This window comes from Streptomyces sp. RLB3-17, from assembly GCF_007113425.2.
Lineage (GTDB): Bacteria > Actinomycetota > Actinomycetes > Streptomycetales > Streptomycetaceae > Streptomyces > Streptomyces mirabilis_D.
Genome location: NZ_CP041610.2, coordinates 5,658,594 through 5,674,547, shown reverse-complemented (window position 1 = coordinate 5,674,547; position 15,954 = coordinate 5,658,594). Strand labels below are relative to the sequence as shown.

The following is a 15,954-nucleotide window of genomic DNA, read 5'->3' as shown; positions in this document are numbered from 1 at the left end:
CATGGACTTCACGCCCACCGAGGAACAGGCGGCCGCTCGCGACCTGGCCGCGCGGATCTTCGGCGACCTCTCCACTCCGGAGCGGCTCGCCTCCCTCGATCTCTCGGCTTCGCTCGAGCAGGGGGGACCCCCATCCGGCACCGGCAGCGACGCCGAGACATGGAAGGCGCTGTGCGCGGCCGGGCTGGTGGCGGCCGTCGCGGACACGGGGCTCCTCGGCCTGGTGCTGCTCCTGGAGGAGCAGGGGCGGACCACGGCCCAGGTGCCGTTCGCGGCGAGCTGTGTGTACGGGCTGCTGGCGGTGTCCGCCCACGGATCACCGGAGCAGCGGGAGCGGCTGCTGCCGGGGATCGGGGACGGGACGGCGGTGGTGTGCGGGGCGGTCTTCGAGCCGGGGGGTGTACGGGCGGACGCGGCGGGGCGGTTGAGCGGAGTCGTCCCCGTGGTGCCGTGGCTGCGCGACGCCACCCATGTGCTCGTCGCGGACGACCGGCGCCGGCTGTGGCTCGTGCGGACCGCTGACGCGCGGTGCGCGCCGGTCGAGCTGACGGCGCCCTGGGCGGCGGGACGGCTGACGCTCGACGGGACGCCGGGGGAGCCGGTGGGCGGGACGGACGCCTACGACGACGTGCTCGCCACCGCCCGGACGGCCTTCGCGGGGCTGCAGGCCGGGGTGTGCGCCGGCTCGCTGGCACGAGCCGTGGAGCACACCAACACGCGCGAGCAGTTCGGGCGTCCGCTCGCCGCCAAGCAGGGTGTCCAGCTCCGGGCCGCAGACGCGTACATGGACACCGAGGCGATACGCGTGACGGCGTACGAGGCGGCGTGGCGGCGCGACGAGGGGCTCGCGTACGCGACGCACGCGCTGACCGCGGCCTGGTGGGCGTCCGAGGCGGGTCAGCGGGTCGTTCACGCGGGCCAGCATCTGCACGGAGGAACGGGCGCCGACCTGGAGCACCCGGTGCACCGGCACTTCCTGTGGGGGCGGCAGCTGGACGCGTACCTGGGGTGCGGGAGCGAAGTCCTCCAGGAACTGGGGGAGCTGATCGCGAGCGGGGAGGAGGAGACATGAGGGCCGGGGAAGGAGAGCGCGTGCGGGTCGGAGAGGGCGAGCGCGTGCGGGCTGGGGAGCGGGTGCGGGCCGGAGCGGGCGAGCGGGTGCGGGCCGGTGTCGAGCTGCCGCCGCTGGAGATCGAGATCACGCGCACGCTGATCGTGGCCGGGGCGATCGCGTCCCGGGACTACCAGGACGTGCACCACGACGCCGAGCTGGCACGGCACAGGGGTTCCCCCGACGTCTTCATGAACATCCTGACCACCAACGGCCTCGTCGGGCGGTACATCACGGACCACTTCGGACCGGACGCCGTCCTCCGCAAGGTGGCCATACGGCTGGGAGCGCCCAACTACCCGGGCGACACGATGGTGTTGACCGGCAGGGTCGAAGAGGTCGAGGGCGACACCGCGACCGTGCGCGTGGTCGGGGCGAACGGCATCGGCAGACATGTGACCGGGACCGTGACGGTCACCCTGCCGCCCGGAGGCGCCTCGTGAGCGTACGCACGAGGGACCGGCTCGGCGGCCGGGCGGCGATCGTCGGGATCGGGGCCACCGAGTTCTCCAAGGACTCCGGGCGCAGCGAGCTGACGCTCGCCGCGGAGGCGGTGCGGGCGGCGCTCGACGACGCGGGACTGACACCGGCCGAGGTGGACGGGATGGTCACGTTCACCATGGACACCAGCCCGGAGATCACCGTCGCCCAGGCGGCCGGGATCGGTGAGCTGTCCTTCTTCTCCCGGGTGCACTACGGAGGCGGCGCGGCCTGCGCGACCGTCCAGCAGGCGGCGCTCGCGGTGGCGACCGGGGTGGCCGAGGTCGTCGTCTGCTACCGGGCGTTCAACGAGCGGTCGGGGCGGAGATTCGGAGCGGGGGTGCAGCAGCGGGAGCCGTCGGCCGAGGGCGTCGCGCTGGGCTGGGCCCTGCCGTTCGGGCTGCTCACCCCGGCGTCCTGGGTGGCGATGGCGGCCCAGCGGTATCTGCACACCTACGGACTGACGCCCGAGGCCTTCGGTCACGTCGCCGTGGTGGACCGCAAGTACGCGGCGACGAACCCGGCGGCGTACTTCCACGGCAGACCGATCACCCTCGCCGAACACGCGGCCTCGCGATGGATCGTGGAGCCGCTGCGACTGCTGGACTGCTGCCAGGAGACGGACGGCGGCCAGGCGCTGGTCGTCACCTCCGTGGAGCGTGCCCGGGACCTGCCGCATCCGCCCGCGGTGATCACGGCGGCGGCCCAGGGTGCGGGCCGGGCACAGGAGCAGATGACGAGTTTCTACCGGGACGAGCTGACCGGGCTGCCGGAGATGGGGGTCGTGGCGCGCCAGCTGTGGCGGACCTCGGGGCTGTCCCCCACGGACATCGATGTGGGCATCCTGTACGACCACTTCACGCCGTTCGTGCTGATGCAGTTGGAGGAGTTCGGGTTCTGCAAGCCGGGGGAGGCCGCGGACTTCGTCGCCGAGGAGCGGCTGCCGCTGAACACCCACGGGGGGCAACTCGGGGAGGCGTATCTGCACGGGATGAACGGGGTGGCGGAGGCCGTACGCCAACTGCGCGGCACGTCCGTGAACCAGATACCGGGCGCCGGTCGCACCCTGGTCACCGCGGGCACCGGGGTCCCCACGTCGGGGTTGATCCTGGGGGCGGACGGGGGATGAGTACGCTGTGGGGCTCGCCCCGCTCTCCCCACTCGCCCCGCGTCGCGGAGCCCCCGGGGCCCCTCGGGGACATCCCGGGTAGTACGGCGGCAGCCGCCGTACTACGGCCGTACGGGTCTCTCAGGGGTGAACCCTCAGGGTGCAGGCGCCGCTCGTCCACCCTCAGGAGGTGGGGCCAGCCCCCCTCCTACAACCTGAGGGGGACACCTCTTCGGGACCTGCGGCCGATCCGAAAAGGTAGGGGTCACTCCTAGCGTGGAGCCATGACCTCACTCGTCTGCACCAGCGGTTCGAACGGCGGGACACGGACCCTTCCGTATCCGTCGTTCTCGTCGTACATGAAGGCCCGCCAGCCGGTGCTGCTGCGTACCGCCCGCTCGCTGACCGCGAACCCGAGCGACGCCGAGGACCTGCTGCAGACCGCGCTGGCCAAGACCTACGTCGCGTGGGAGCGGATCGAGGACCACCGCGCGCTCGACGGCTATGTACGGCGTGCGCTGCTGAACACCCGGACCTCGCAGTGGCGCAAGCGCAAGGTCGACGAGTTCGTGTGCGACGAGCTCCCGGAGCCGGAGGACGTTCCCGCCGGGGACCCGGCCGAACAGCAGGCGCTGCACGACGCGATGTGGCGCGCGATCATGAAGCTCCCGGCGCGGCAGCGGGCCATGGTTGTCCTGCGGTACTACGAGGACCTGAGCGAGGCACAGACCGCGGAGGTGCTCGGTGTCTCGGTCGGCACGGTCAAGTCGGCGGTGTCACGGGCGTTGGGCAAGCTGCGCGAGGACCCGGAGCTGGAACCCGTGCGCTGACCTTCGGCAGATCCGGGCCGAACGGCCCCTGCGGAAAAGTTCCCGTCCGAACCGAACGGCCCCTGTGACCTGATCGATCGTCCGGAGCTAGTGACATACCGCGTGGTATGTGCGCAGAATCAGCGCATCCCTTACCGCCTCGTAGGCAATGTCGCCCCGGGAGGACGCCGTGCTGAGCACGATGCAGGACGTACCGCTGCTGATCTCGAGGATCCTGACCCACGGGTCGGCCATCCATGGCACCTCGCAGGTGATCACCTGGACGGGTGAGGGAGAGCCGCAGCGCCGTTCCTACGCCGAGATCGGCGACCGGGCCGCCCAACTCGCGCACGCACTGCGCGAGGACCTCGGTGTCGAGGACGACGACCGTGTGGCGACGCTGATGTGGAACAACGCCGAGCATGTCGAGGCGTACTTCGGTATCCCCTCCATGGGCGCGGTCCTGCACACGCTCAACCTCCGCCTCCCCGCGGAACAACTCGTCTTCATCGTCAACCACGCCGCCGACCGCGTGATCATCGCCAACGGCTCGCTGCTCCCGCTGCTCGCGCCGCTGCTCCCCCATCTGCCGACGGTCGAGCACGTGGTCGTCTCGGGCCCCGGCGACCGTTCGCTGCTCGAGGGCGCGAGCGTCCAGGTGCACGAGTACGACGAGTTGATCGCGGGCAAGCCGACCACGTACGACTGGCCGGAGCTGGACGAGCGTGCCGCCGCGGCCATGTGTTACACCTCCGGCACCACCGGCGACCCTAAGGGCGTCATCTACTCCCACCGTTCGATCTACCTGCACTCCATGCAGGTCAACATGGCCCAGTCGATGGGGCTCACCGACCAGGACACCTCGCTCGTGGTGGTCCCCCAGTTCCACGTCAACGCCTGGGGCCTGCCGCACGCCACGTTCATGACCGGCGTCAACCTCCTCATGCCGGACCGTTTCCTCCAGCCCGCGCCGCTCGCCGAGATGATCGAGTCCGAGCGGCCGACGCACGCCGCGGCCGTCCCCACCATCTGGCAGGGCCTGCTCGGCGAACTGCACGCCAAGCCCCGGGACGTCTCCTCGCTCACCCAGGTCACCATCGGCGGCTCGGCCTGCCCGCCCTCCCTCATGGAGGCCTTCGACAAGCTGGGCATGCGCGTCTGCCACGCCTGGGGCATGACGGAGACCTCCCCGCTGGGCACGATCGCCCGGCCGCCGGCCAGTGTCGTCGGCACGGCCGAGGAGTTCGCGTACCGCCTCACCCAGGGCCGCTTCCCGGCCGGCGTGGAGGCCCGACTCACCGGCCCCGGCGGCGAACGCCTCCCCTGGGACGGCGAGTCCGCGGGCGAGCTGGAGGTGCGCGGCCCCTGGATCGCGGGCGCGTACTACGGCGGCCAGGGCGCCGGACCGGTTCGCCCCGCCGACAAGTTCAGCGAGGACGGCTGGCTCAAGACCGGCGACGTCGGCACGATCAGCCACGACGGCTTCCTGACCCTCACCGACCGCGCCAAGGACGTCATCAAGTCGGGCGGCGAGTGGATCTCCTCCGTCGACCTGGAGAACGCGCTGATGTCCCACCCGGCCGTCGCCGAGGCCGCCGTCGTCGCCGTCCCCGACGACAAATGGGGCGAGCGCCCCCTCGCCACGGTCGTCCTGAGGGAGGGCGCCACCGCCGACTTCGTGTCGCTGCGCACCTTCCTCGCCGAGGAGGGCAAGATCGCCAAGTGGCAGCTCCCCGAGCGCTGGACGATCATCGAGTCGGTTCCGAAGACGAGCGTCGGCAAATTCGACAAGAAGGTGCTGCGCAGGCAGTACGCGGAGGGCACGCTGGACGTCACCCAGCTCTGAGGTCCTCGGTGGCAGAATGACGGTTGGGGTGCTGTTTCACGTGAAACAGCACCCCAACCGTCTTATGTGTGAACCCGGTTCGAGGTCAGCAGCGCAGCGGGTCAGTTCGTGCCGATGCGCGCCAGCAGATCCACGATCCGGTCCTGCACCTCGGCGCTCGTCGAACGCTCGGCGAGGAACAGGACCGTCTCACCCGCGGCGAGGCGCGGCAGTTCGGCCTGGTCGACAGCCGCGGTGTAGACGACGAGCGGGGTGCGATTCAACTGCCCGTTCGCCCGCAGCCAGTCCACGATCCCGGCGCGCCGACGCCGTACCTGCATCAGATCCATCACGACCAGGTTCGGCCGCATCTGAGAGGCCAGCGTGACGGCGTCCGCGTCCGTGGACGCCCGCGCCACCTGCATTCCGCGCCGCTCCAGCGTCGAGGTCAACGCCAACGCGATCTCCGCGTGCTCCTCGATGAGCAGCACACGCGGCGGGTGCTGCTCGGAGTCCCGCGGCGCGAGCGCCTTCAGGAGTACGGCGGGATCGGCGCCGTACGCCGCCTCCCGCGTCGCCTGCCCCAGTCCCGCCGTCACCAGTACCGGGACCTCGGCGGCGACGGCGGCCTGGCGCAGCGACTGCAGCGCGGTGCGGGTGATCGGACCGGTCAGCGGGTCCACGAACAGCGCGGCCGGGAACGCCGCGATCTGCGCGTCCACCTCCTCGCGCGAGTTCACGATGACCGGCCGGTAGCCGCGGTCGCTCAGCGCCTGCTGGGTCGTCACGTCCGGCGCGGGCCACACGAGGAGGCGGCGCGGGTTGTCCAGCGGCTCCGGGGGCAGCTCGTCGTCCACGGGCCGCGGCTGTGGCTGGTCGGCGACCTCGACCGCGCCACCGGGACCGTCCAGCGGCTCAGGACCCTCGTCGGCGTTCTTGTCCGGGGCTCCTATGGCGTACGACCGACCGGCGCCCTCGGTCGCTCCGGGCAGCCTCGGCCCGGGAGCCGTGGCGGTCTGCCCGGCCTGCGGGTGCGGACGCGCCGTCGTTTCGGGGCGCTCGGAAGCGGGCTCGGGGGGAGTGCCGAGCTTGCGGCGGCGGCCGGAGCCGTTGGTCTGGTGCGGGGGAGGCGTGGCGGTCTGCTGTGCCTGCGCCTGGGCCTGGGCCGGTACGGCCCCCGGCTGGTTCGGCGCCGACTGACGGCTGAACGGCACGCCCTGCCCGAGCGTCCGCACGCTGAACGCGCGCCCCTGCGTCGAGTTGGGGTCGATCGGCGCGGCGGCCTCGGCGGGCAGCGGCTGGGCGACCCGCGGCTGAGCACCCGGCCGCGGCACCGGCCGCGCGGGCTGCTCCGGCGGGAGGGGGGTGCCGGGGGCAGGAGTCTGCGCCTGCGGTTGCGGCTGGGCCCGGCGGGCGGCGGCCGCCGGGGCGGGGGCACCGGGCGGTACGGGCGCTCCCGGAGCTACGGGGGCGCCAGGCGGTACGGGGGCGCCGGCGCCGGAGGTGTCGTCGGCGTTCGGGGCCGGCCAAGGAGCCGGGGCCTGCGCGGGGACGGCTTGTGCCGGGGTGGCCGGTACCGCCGCCGCGTCCGGCCGAGCCGGGGCCTGGCGGGTCCGCACTCCCGACGGCGCGGAAACCGGGTGCGGCTGTGGCGGAGTGTGATCGTCGGCCGGGTCGTGCGGCATCCCGTCGTGCCGGCCCTCGTCCACCTGGCCATGACCGGCGACGGCACCGACGGCGTCGCCCGCCTGCTCAAGGAGCTGCTGCTGGGCCCTTTGCGCCTGCTGGACCTGTTCGGCCTGCATGTACTCGGGTGAGCGGTCCGCCTCCGCCGGCGGAAGCGCGAACACGGTCCGGGCTCCCTCTTCCTGCGCGGCTGCCCGCTCGGCCGCCGCGGCCAGCGCCCGCCGACGCCGCCCGGTCGGCTGCGTGCCGGCACCTTCGGCGGGGACGGCCTCCGGGGCACCCGGAGCACCGGGCGCGCTCGGGGCGCTGGGAGCCGCGGGCAACGCGGGCGGCAGCGCGTGCTGTTCGCCGTCACGCCGTGCCCGCCGCCCGGACGGCACGGGTACCCCTTGCGGAGACGCCACGGGAACCCCCTGCGGAGGCACCGTCCCGCCCAGTCCCGTACCCACGGCCGCGGTTCCCGCCCCGTGCTCGGCCGCCATGACGACCGCGCCCTCCGACACACTCTCGGCCGGGTCGCCGTCCACGCCCTCGACCAGGCTCGGCCGCCCACGACGGCGCCCGGTGGCGACGCCATCGCCGTCACCGGGGCCCTGGGCCTGCGCGGGCACGGACGCCTCGGCGGCCTCCTGCTCCGCGGCCGTACGGCGCCTGCGCCGCCCGGTGGGAGCGGCCGCACCGCCCTCGGTCGTGACCGGCTCCGCGGGGGCGACCTCGCTCTCCAGGAAGGCGTCCACGGAGGACCGCCGGGCCCGCCGCCTGCCACCGCCCTGGTTGCCGCCGTTCTGGTGCGAGGCCTGCTCGGGGAGGGCGATCTCGGCACCGGTCGACGCCGGTGCCTCGGGGGCCATCGCTCCGGCCCCGTCGCCGATCGGCACCTCCAGGACGAACGCGCTGCCGCTCATCCCCGGCACCTCGTGCGTCTGCAGCACGCCGCCGTGCGCGCGCACGATCCCGCGCACGATCGGCTCGTGCACCGGGTCTCCCCCGCTGTAGGGCCCGCGCACCTCGATCCGTACGACCTCGCCGCGCTGCGCCGCCGCCACGACGACGGTGTTGTCCATGTAGCCGCCCGCGGACACCGGCGCGTTGCCGGTCGCGTCGACTCCGGCCACGTCCGCGATGAGGTGCGCCAGCGCCTGCGCGAGCCGCTGCGGGTCGACCTCGGCCTCGATGGGCGGCGCGTGCACGGCGAACTGCACACGCCCGGGCCCGATCAGTTCGACGGCCCCGTCGACACCGGCCGCGACGACCGCGTCCAGCATCACGTTCGTACGGACGATCTGCTCGGCCCCCGCGTCCAGCCGCTGATAGCCGAGCACGTTGTCGACGAGGGTCGTGATCCGCGAGTAGCCCGCCGCGAGGTGGTGAAGTACCTGGTTGGCCTCGGGCCACAGCTGGCCGGCGTCGTCGGCGGCGAGCTTGGAGAGCTCACCGCGCAGCTGGTCGAGGGGCCCGCGCAGGGACTGGCCGAGCACCGAGAGGAGCTGATCGTGCCGGGCGGTCAGCGCCTCGTAGCGGTCCTTCTCGCGCTCGCCGAGCGCCGCGTACCGCTCGTCGCCCGCGGCGAGTTCCTCCTCGTGGCGCTCGCTCACCTCGGCGAGCTCGGCGGCGTGCCGCTCGCGCAGCTCCGCCAGCTCCGCCGCGTGCTCCTCGCCGATCCGCTCGATCTCCTCCGCGTGCTGGGTGGCCTCGGCGTCCTTCTCCTCGACGAGGTTGTCGTACGGCCGGCGGTCGGTGAAGGTCATCACGGCGCCGACGAGCTGGTCCCCGTCACGCACCGGAGCGGTCGTCAGGTCGACCGGCACCTTGTCCCCGGACTTGGACCACAGCACCTGCCCGCGCACCCGGTGCTTGCGCCCGGAGCGCAGGGTGTCGGCGAGCGGGGACTCCTCGTACGCGAAGGGCTCGCCGTCCGCGCGCGAGTGAAGGATGAGGGCGTGCAGGTCCTGCCCGCCGAGATCACTGGCCCGATATCCCAGTATCTGGGCGGCCGCCGGATTGACGAGGACGACCCGCCCCTCCGTGTCCGTGCCCACGACACCCTCGGCCGCCGCGCGCAGGATCATCTCGGTCTGTCGTTGCGAACGCGCGAGTTCGGCCTCGGTGTCGACGGTGCCCGACAGATCGCGTACGACGAGCATGAGCAGCTCGTCAGGGGTGGGACCGTAACTGTCGTAGGCCTGCTGGCCGTTCTCCAGGTTCGCGCTGGTGACCTCGACCGGGAACTCGCTGCCGTCGGTCCGCCGCGCGATCATCCTGGTCGGCTTGGTCCGCCCGCGCTGGTCGATCGTCTCGGGCCGCCGCATGGACCCGGGGATCAGCCGCGAGTCGAACTGCGGCAGCAGATCGAGCAGCCCCCGGCCCACCAGAGCCGTACCCGGGGCCTCGAAGGCCTCCAGGGCGATGGTGTTGGCGTTGACGACCGTGCCATTGGCGTTGACCAGCACCAACGCATCGGGCAGCGCGTCCAGTATGGCTGCGAGGCGAGCAGCGCCTCGGGATGGCCTGCTGCTCACGAGACGCTTCCTCCCTGTTACCGCACCTTGCCGACCGCGAGGGCCATCTTGCCAACCTGCCCGCAGCGTGTCACGCGAGGGAGTCTACGGGCAGAGGTTGCGCTCGCGGCGCCGGATGAGAGGGAGGTCGCACGCAGAAGAACGGAAGAACCTGTGACCGCGCATTTCATCCCTTCCCTCCCTACCTCGCCGAACCGTGGCGTCACCATGACCGAGCCGTGCCGCGACTGTGGGCGGAGCCGGGGAGCAGGGGGACGAGGGCGTCCCAGCGCGCGACCTGGCAGCCGTCCGCCCGGTCGAACCGCGCGTCGACGGGCCGCCCGGCCCAGGTCCCGGTCACATGGGCGGTGGCCGGACCGCCGTACATCATCGTGCACATCGTGCCGGGCGCCACGGGGGCGAAGGGGTCCTTGCCCCACGTGGTCCGCTGGTCCAGCGTCGCGCACGCCTTGCCCACGTCGGGGTGACTGCCGCCATCGGGATGACACCGCAGCTCGTACGTCCCGTCGCGGCCTTCCGCGTGCTGGACGGTCACGGTCAGCCGGTCCCCGGAATCCTCGCCGCGGGCCGGCGGAGGCATCAGGCTCAGGGAGGCCGGTTCCGCGTGGGCGGCTCCGGCCTGGGCGACGGCGGGCAGGGCGGGTACGGCGGACAGTGCCGCGACGGACGCGGCGGCGGTGAGGACGAGACGACGCAACATGACCTGACTAACGCGAGGGGCCCCGAGCGGTTGCGCGCGACCGACGCCTTCCCCCGCACGTCTCAGAGGTTCGGCTCTCCGGCTCACCGGCTCCTCGGGACTTTGCTCTGTGACCCGACTGCCTAGTACCGTGGGAGCCGATTGGTGACACCCCACCCGGCTGTGTCATCATCTGCACGCACCACTCGCGCTCGCGTGGGCGGTTGTGCGGGAGGCGTCGCCTAGTCCGGTCTATGGCGCCGCACTGCTAATGCGGTTTGGGCCTTAAAGCCCATCGAGGGTTCAAATCCCTCCGCCTCCGCGCCAAGATCCGAAGCCCCGGTCCACCTGGACCGGGGCTTCGGCGTTGAGCCCCTCTGGAGCGCGTTTGCCCAGCTCGCAAGGGGTGCGGCAAACGGATTTCACATGGCGGCGGCAGTCATGTAATGTTCTTCCTGTCGCCGCGAGCGGGCCGAAAGCCCGGGAAGCGGGATGAAGCAGGAAACAAGAAAACAAGCACTCGTAGCTTAACGGATAGAGCATCTGACTACGGATCAGAAGGTTGCAGGTTCGAATCCTGCCGAGTGCACAGCAGACCAGAGGCCCCGTGGAGTGATCCACGGGGCCTCTGGCTTTTGCCTTGACGGCAGTGTTCGACGGCAACCGCTTCTGTTCTGTCCACGAGGTCAACGGGAACACTGTTCGGCATGCCTGTCTCGCTGCATCACATCGTCATCGACGCCCACGACCTGCCCGCCCTGGCCCGGTTCTGGGCCGAGGTGCTGCGCTGGCGGATCCTGTCCGAGCGGGAGCGGGAGGTCGTGATCGGGCCGGACGAGACGGCCCCGGTGGGAATCTGCTTCATGCCGGTGACCGACCGCAAGGTCGTCAAGAACCGCCTGCACCTCGATCTGACCTCCACGGCGGAGGACCGGGAAGCCGAGGTCGAGCGAATCCTCGCCCTCGGTGCTCGCCGAGCGGACGTCGGGCAGAGCGGCGACGAGTCGTGGACCGTGCTCTCCGATCCGGAGGGGAACGAGTTCTGCGTGGTCCGTCCGAAGGAGACCCTCATCGGATAGTCCTGGGAGTCGATCAGACAGCTACCGGGACGCCGACCGCACAGCGCCTCGAGGGAGCGGTTCCGGGCCGCTGGCAGGAGCACGTACGGCGTGCACGAGCGGCACGGATGCACGTTCACGTTCACCGTCACGGCCACCGATCCCGACCCGAACGTGCCTGCGGCCTCACGGCAGTTCCCCCTCGGCCAAAACGGCAACGACGCCCTTGACGGCGGACCCGGCGCGAACACCAACAACGGCCCGGCGTCGAATTCCATCTCCATTCCATGAGGATCTCGATTCCATGTGGATCTCGGAATGGGTCTGCGGTAATGGGGCCAGGTGTGCAGAAGGCGCGCAGGCGGCTCTAAGGCCCCGGAGGGATCAGTCGGCACGGGGGGCGTGGGTGTGCGGGTTGCGGACGCTCGCGAGGAGTTGCTGGTACGTCTCATGCATGGGCTTCTCCTTCCCCTTCGGGCTGAGAGAGATGATCTCGATGAAGTGGGCGTCGCCGGCGATGAGGCGGGCGGAACCCGCGGCGCCGTCAGGGGCGGAGAGACGCGCGTCGAGGCCCGGTCGGCCGTGGGCCGTGATCTTGTGGACCTCGGTGCTGGAGAGCTTGTGCTGGGGAGACTGGGTGCCCGCGTTGTAGCCGTCCACCAAGCCCCGAAGAGCGTCGTCGAGTTCCCCCTGGGCGGAGGGCAGGTCGAAGACCGCGAAGACGATGACCCCGTTGTCGGTCCTCACCTTGTAAAGGCGACCGTTCATTCCGTCCACGGCCTGGGTGAAGTGCACGACCTCGGGCTTTCCGGGGAGCCGGAACTTGATGCCGCTCACGGCATCCGTGGTCTCCACCCATTGCTTGGCGGTGGCGGGGCTGCCGTGCTGACGGTGAGCGTCGTGATCGGAGGCGGCCGTGGTGACGGTGGCCGTGTGCGGCGCCGCCGTGGCGGCCATCGCGCTGCTGGGGAACACCGCGCCTCCGGCGATCACGGTGGTCGAGGCGGCGAGCAGCAGAAGGCGCTGGAAATGGGAACGTCGATTCATGGAAATTCACATCCCGTGGAAGTGGGGGGGAGGGTGGAAAGTAGGTTTACTGGTGGTCTGCAAATTACGGGTTTCCGGCCGTGCGTCGCATGTGTCCATTAGGCCCGGTGCTTTGAATCGGGTCATGCCCCTGAATCACGTGACGCGAGAAGTCGGGACTTGACCGATGCCGTTGGTCTGAGCACAATCCCCGGCCCGCACGCTGTCGCCGCGGCGGGCTTCCCGTGTGGGGGTGCTTGCGGGGAATCGATCCTGCTGTCGCCTATCGAGTGAACGTCATTGATTTCTACGGGAGTTGCATGCTTCCTCGCCTATTTTCCGGCGTGGAGGTGATGCTCGATGTACGAGCAGGACGCGATCGACGTCAACGACTTCGTGTTCGCGGCGACGGGGGCGCGGGTGCGGAGGCTGACGCTGGCGGACGGGGAGCACTGGTTCCCGGCGGCGGACGTGGCCAAGGACCTCGGCTACACCAACACCCGCCAAGCCCTTCTCTGGCATGTTGCGGAAGATTGCCAACAGAGCCTCGAGGATCTTGCGCGAAGCGTCTATGGAGTAGACGCATTGAGCAAGATTGCAGGTCACGGGCTCAAGAAGTCGATGAAGATGGTGAATCTGCAGGGGCTCGTCAGACTGGTCAACGGGTGCACCAAGCCCGAGTGCGAGCCCTTCAAGGCCTGGGTGGCCGAGGTCGTCGTGACCATCCAGCGCGACGGCTGCTACGACCTCGAGCCGGCCCCCGTGCAGCCCGCCCCCGGGGGTGGCGTCGCCTACGTCGTGCCCCAGCAGGTCGCCGATGCCATCGTGCGGCTCGAGGAGCGGAACATTCGGGCGGACGAGGAGTTCGCGGCGCGGGCGGCGGAGCGGAACGAATTGCTGGCCGAGCGTAATTTCCTGATTTCTGAGAGTAATCGGCTGGCGGCTCAACGGGAGCAGTTGATGGCCGAGAGGAATCAGCTGGTGCGGGAGTCGAACGGTGACCGGAGCGCCATGGCCCGGAACCAGGACGCGATGGCACGCAGCCAGGAAATGATCCTGCGGAGTCAGGAGGTGATCGCTCGCAGCCAGGAGGTGATCGCCCGGAGCCAGGACGCGATGGCGGTGGCCCTGGGGCGCATGGCCGAGTCGTTGGACCGGATCGCGGGGCGGATGGGGGCGGGCGGCGCGGGCCGGAAGCCGCCGGTGATGACTCCGCAGGAATTGCTGGCGGGGTGGCAGGCGAGGAACCTCGTCGTCACCGCGGATGTGCACGCCGTGGCGGCGTATCTCGCGCCCGCCCTCGTGCGAGGGAAGGCGCAGTGCCGGCTGGAGGACATCGCCGGGCGAACGGGGCTGACGGTGGAGCGCGTGCACGACAGCGTGCGGATGCTGCTCAAGCGCGGATGTATGAAGCAGAGCGGGTGCGGGGCGGACGGGGCGCCGGTGTACGTGCTGCCTTAGGGGGCGCCAGAGGGACGCGCCAAGGGGGTCAGGGAACGCCGAAGGAGGTCGGGCGAACGACGCCGGACGAAGGAGAAGGGCCCGAAGTCGCATCCCATACTTGCGGCTTCGGGCCCTCTCCACGTTAGGTGAAGGCGCGCCGGCTCAGTCGCCCTTCCGCAGCTCCTCCAGGTATTCGCCCATCAGCCTTCCCGTACGGGTGAACAAGTCGTACAGGACCGCGATTTCGGCGGGCGAGTAGTCGGAGAAGAGTTCGGTGACGCGGGCGTGGTGCGGCTCGTAGAGGGCCCTGACGCGGGCGACCGCGTCCGGGTTCGCGGCCACGCGGACGCGGCGGCGGTCGTCGGGGTCGGGGCGGCGGGTGACGTAGTCGGCGCGTTCGAGGCGGTTGAGGATCCCCGTGACGGCGCCCGTCGTGACATGGGCCCGCTCCGCGAGGTCGCCGGCCGTGAGCAGCGTGTCGCCCGCCTCCAGGACGAAGCCGAAGCACGTGAGGTCGGTGACGTTCAGGTTCAGCCGCTGGGCCATCTCCTGCTGGCCGATCATGCCCGTCGCGATGAGGTGGTCCATCGCGCTCAGCGCCTGGGCCGGGGTCGCGGGCGGGCGCGGCGTGCCCTGCTGCATGGGCATTTCCCTTAGTGCGTGAGATGTTTCTGGGGTAGATTTCTTAGCGTATGAGGGATTCTAGTCCCTCACATCACGAAACTCCGCTGTTCGGACAGAGGGAGGCAATACGTGAGCAAGCATGACGAGGGGCACACCCTCGCGGGCTGGATCGGATTCGGGATCGCCACCGTGGGGGTGGTGGGCATCGGGCTGGGGGTCTGCGCCGACAACGCCCTCGGCGAGTGGGGCGGGCTGGCGGTCGTGGCCGTGAGCGTGCTGGTCACCTGGGTGCTCCATCTCGCCGGATGGGGCAAGCCGCCCGGGCGGCGGCCGACCTCGGAGTGGGGACTGCGGGTCAGGGACCTCGGCGCGCGGCAGGGGCACCCCGGGTGCGTGGGGTGCCGGCTGGCGGGGCGCGGGCGGCCCGCGACCGGGTCGGACGTGGCTGTCGGCGGTAAGCCCCTGAGTGGTGAACCCGTGACCGAGTCCATCACCTGAACGGCTGCCCGGGCGGAGGCGGCTTGATCGCCGGCCCCGTTGTCGGTGGCAACGCCTACGCTCGTGAGTGATGGCACAGACGTGGAGATGTTCGGGTCTGCGGTGGTCTGCGGACGGCCCCGTGCTGATGTGGGGCGGCGGGCGGGGCAGTGCGCTGTCCTGGGGGAAGCGGGTGGCCTTTGGGGTGGTGGACGAGGGCGTACGGACGTGTGTGGGGGCGCGGGGGAACGCGTGTCCGGTGCGGGCGGTGGTGTCGGGGCGGAGTGCGGGGGCCCGTTGTGAGGAGTGCGCGCGGCTGGATCGCGCGCACTCCGTGGCCGCCGACACGTTGGCCGACGACCCGCGGCCCTACCGCGTGTACCTCGCGTGGTTCGGGCCCGGCATGGTCAAGGTCGGGATCACCGGGGCCGCGCGCGGCTCGGCTCGGCTGCTGGAGCAGGGGGCCGTCGTCTTCAGCTGGCTGGGGCAGGGGCCGTTGATGGCGGCGCGGCGGACCGAGGAGCTGCTGCGGGCCGCGCTCCGGGTGCCGGACCGGATCCCGTACGCCGAGAAGCGGGCGGTGCGGGCGGCGTTGCCGGGGGCGGGCGAGCGGCTGGAGGAGATCCGGGAGCTGCACGCGCGGGTCATGGAGCTCGAAGGCTGGCCCGAGTCCCTGGAGCGGGCGCCCTTCCAGGCCGTCGACCACACCGAGGTGTTCGGGCTCGAAGGGCTCCCGCCCGCCATCGGTGTCGTGAGCGAGCTGGTCGCGGGCGGTGTGGTGAGCGGGGAGCTGGTCGCCGCGGCCGGACCCGATCTGCATCTGGCGACCGGGCGAGGGGTCGTCGTCGTCGATACGCGGCTCATGACGGGGTGGGAGCTGACCGCGGTCAGGGGTGAGCAACTGACCGTTCCCGTAAAGGAGTGGGAGGACAGGAGTGTGAGGCAGGACGGACTCTTCTGAGTGCCCGAGTCCGCGTGCCCGAGTCCGCGTGCCCGCGTGAGTGCCCGGGTCCGCGTGCTCGCGCGGATGCCGTTCTCCGAGGGTCAAGAGTTGGATCCCTCTTGGATCCCGTTCGGAAAGGGCCTGGACGAGTGGGGAGACCCGGCCC

At 71.2% G+C, this 15,954-nt stretch carries 14 protein-coding genes and 2 tRNA genes; 12 read left to right on the top strand and 4 right to left on the bottom strand.

Annotation, left to right across the window (positions count from 1 at the left end; genetic code table 11):
- Position 1 precedes the first annotated feature (1 nt).
- The 5 genes from FNV62_RS25785 to FNV62_RS25765 all read left to right on the top strand — a co-directional run bounded on the left by FNV62_RS25785 (position 2) and on the right by FNV62_RS25765 (position 5,354).
- Positions 2-1,072, top strand: a complete 1,071-nt coding sequence (locus FNV62_RS25785; protein ID WP_054235121.1) for an acyl-CoA dehydrogenase family protein — start codon at positions 2-4, stop codon at positions 1,070-1,072.
- Between the two features lie 86 nt (positions 1,073-1,158).
- On the top strand, positions 1,159-1,554 hold the full coding sequence (locus FNV62_RS25780) for a MaoC family dehydratase (RefSeq protein WP_143652104.1): 396 nt from the start codon (positions 1,159-1,161) through the stop codon (positions 1,552-1,554).
- Positions 1,551-2,720 carry a lipid-transfer protein gene (locus FNV62_RS25775; protein ID WP_097285380.1) on the top strand — a complete coding sequence of 390 codons (1,170 nt, stop codon included), beginning with the start codon at positions 1,551-1,553 and terminating at the stop codon, positions 2,718-2,720. The genes FNV62_RS25780 and FNV62_RS25775 overlap by 4 nt, the downstream gene beginning before the upstream one ends.
- A gap of 263 nt (positions 2,721-2,983) precedes the next feature.
- Entirely contained in the window at positions 2,984-3,529 is a 546-nt protein-coding gene (locus FNV62_RS25770) for a SigE family RNA polymerase sigma factor (protein ID WP_054235087.1), read from the top strand.
- 148 nt (positions 3,530-3,677) lie between these two features.
- Complete coding sequence (locus FNV62_RS25765; protein WP_143602247.1) at positions 3,678-5,354, top strand: long-chain fatty acid--CoA ligase; 1,677 nt, start codon at positions 3,678-3,680, stop codon at positions 5,352-5,354.
- Positions 5,355-5,455: 101 nt separating this feature from the next.
- On the opposite strand, the gene FNV62_RS25760 is transcribed toward FNV62_RS25765, so the two are convergent.
- Together FNV62_RS25760 and FNV62_RS25755 are read right to left on the bottom strand one after the other, a co-directional pair.
- Positions 5,456-9,538, bottom strand: coding sequence for a PAS domain-containing protein (locus FNV62_RS25760; protein WP_143627213.1), 4,083 nt, complete (start codon positions 9,536-9,538; stop codon positions 5,456-5,458).
- Positions 9,539-9,740: 202 nt separating this feature from the next.
- A complete protein-coding gene (locus tag FNV62_RS25755; RefSeq protein ID WP_143627211.1) occupies positions 9,741-10,238 on the bottom strand; it encodes an SSI family serine proteinase inhibitor in 498 nt (165 codons plus the stop codon).
- Between the two features lie 210 nt (positions 10,239-10,448).
- Here FNV62_RS25755 and FNV62_RS25750 point away from each other — a divergent pair.
- The 4 genes from FNV62_RS25750 (at position 10,449) to FNV62_RS25735 (ending at position 11,566) form a co-directional block, all read left to right on the top strand.
- A tRNA-Ser gene (locus FNV62_RS25750) sits at positions 10,449-10,539 on the top strand.
- A 194-nt stretch (positions 10,540-10,733) separates the two neighbouring features.
- Positions 10,734-10,806, top strand: a tRNA-Arg gene (locus tag FNV62_RS25745).
- Between the two features lie 118 nt (positions 10,807-10,924).
- Positions 10,925-11,296, top strand: a complete 372-nt coding sequence (locus tag FNV62_RS25740) for a VOC family protein (RefSeq protein WP_143602244.1) — start codon at positions 10,925-10,927, stop codon at positions 11,294-11,296.
- 90 nt (positions 11,297-11,386) lie between these two features.
- Entirely contained in the window at positions 11,387-11,566 is a 180-nt protein-coding gene (locus FNV62_RS25735) for a hypothetical protein (RefSeq protein ID WP_143627209.1), read from the top strand.
- Between the two features lie 93 nt (positions 11,567-11,659).
- Here FNV62_RS25735 and FNV62_RS25730 read toward each other — a convergent pair whose 3' ends face one another.
- Positions 11,660-12,322 (bottom strand): hypothetical protein, encoded by a 663-nt coding sequence (locus FNV62_RS25730; protein WP_144315653.1) that lies wholly within the window; start codon positions 12,320-12,322, stop codon positions 11,660-11,662.
- A 339-nt stretch (positions 12,323-12,661) separates the two neighbouring features.
- Here FNV62_RS25730 and FNV62_RS25725 point away from each other — a divergent pair, with 339 nt between their 5' ends.
- Positions 12,662-13,762, top strand: a complete 1,101-nt coding sequence (locus tag FNV62_RS25725; protein ID WP_143627206.1) for a Bro-N domain-containing protein — start codon at positions 12,662-12,664, stop codon at positions 13,760-13,762.
- A 144-nt stretch (positions 13,763-13,906) separates the two neighbouring features.
- Here the strand turns inward: FNV62_RS25725 and FNV62_RS25720 are convergent, their stop codons facing one another.
- The gene (locus tag FNV62_RS25720; protein WP_373559494.1) at positions 13,907-14,386 is read right to left on the bottom strand and encodes a MarR family winged helix-turn-helix transcriptional regulator; all 480 of its coding nucleotides are present in this window, start codon (positions 14,384-14,386) and stop codon (positions 13,907-13,909) included.
- 111 nt (positions 14,387-14,497) lie between these two features.
- On the opposite strand from FNV62_RS25720, the gene FNV62_RS25715 reads away from it, so the two are divergent.
- Positions 14,498-14,866: an HGxxPAAW family protein gene (locus tag FNV62_RS25715; RefSeq protein ID WP_143627204.1), complete on the top strand. Its 369-nt coding sequence runs from the start codon at positions 14,498-14,500 to the stop codon at positions 14,864-14,866.
- Between the two features lie 70 nt (positions 14,867-14,936).
- Positions 14,937-15,806, top strand: coding sequence for a DUF2797 domain-containing protein (locus FNV62_RS25710; RefSeq protein ID WP_143627202.1), 870 nt, complete (start codon positions 14,937-14,939; stop codon positions 15,804-15,806).
- The last annotated feature ends 148 nt before the right edge of the window (positions 15,807-15,954 follow it).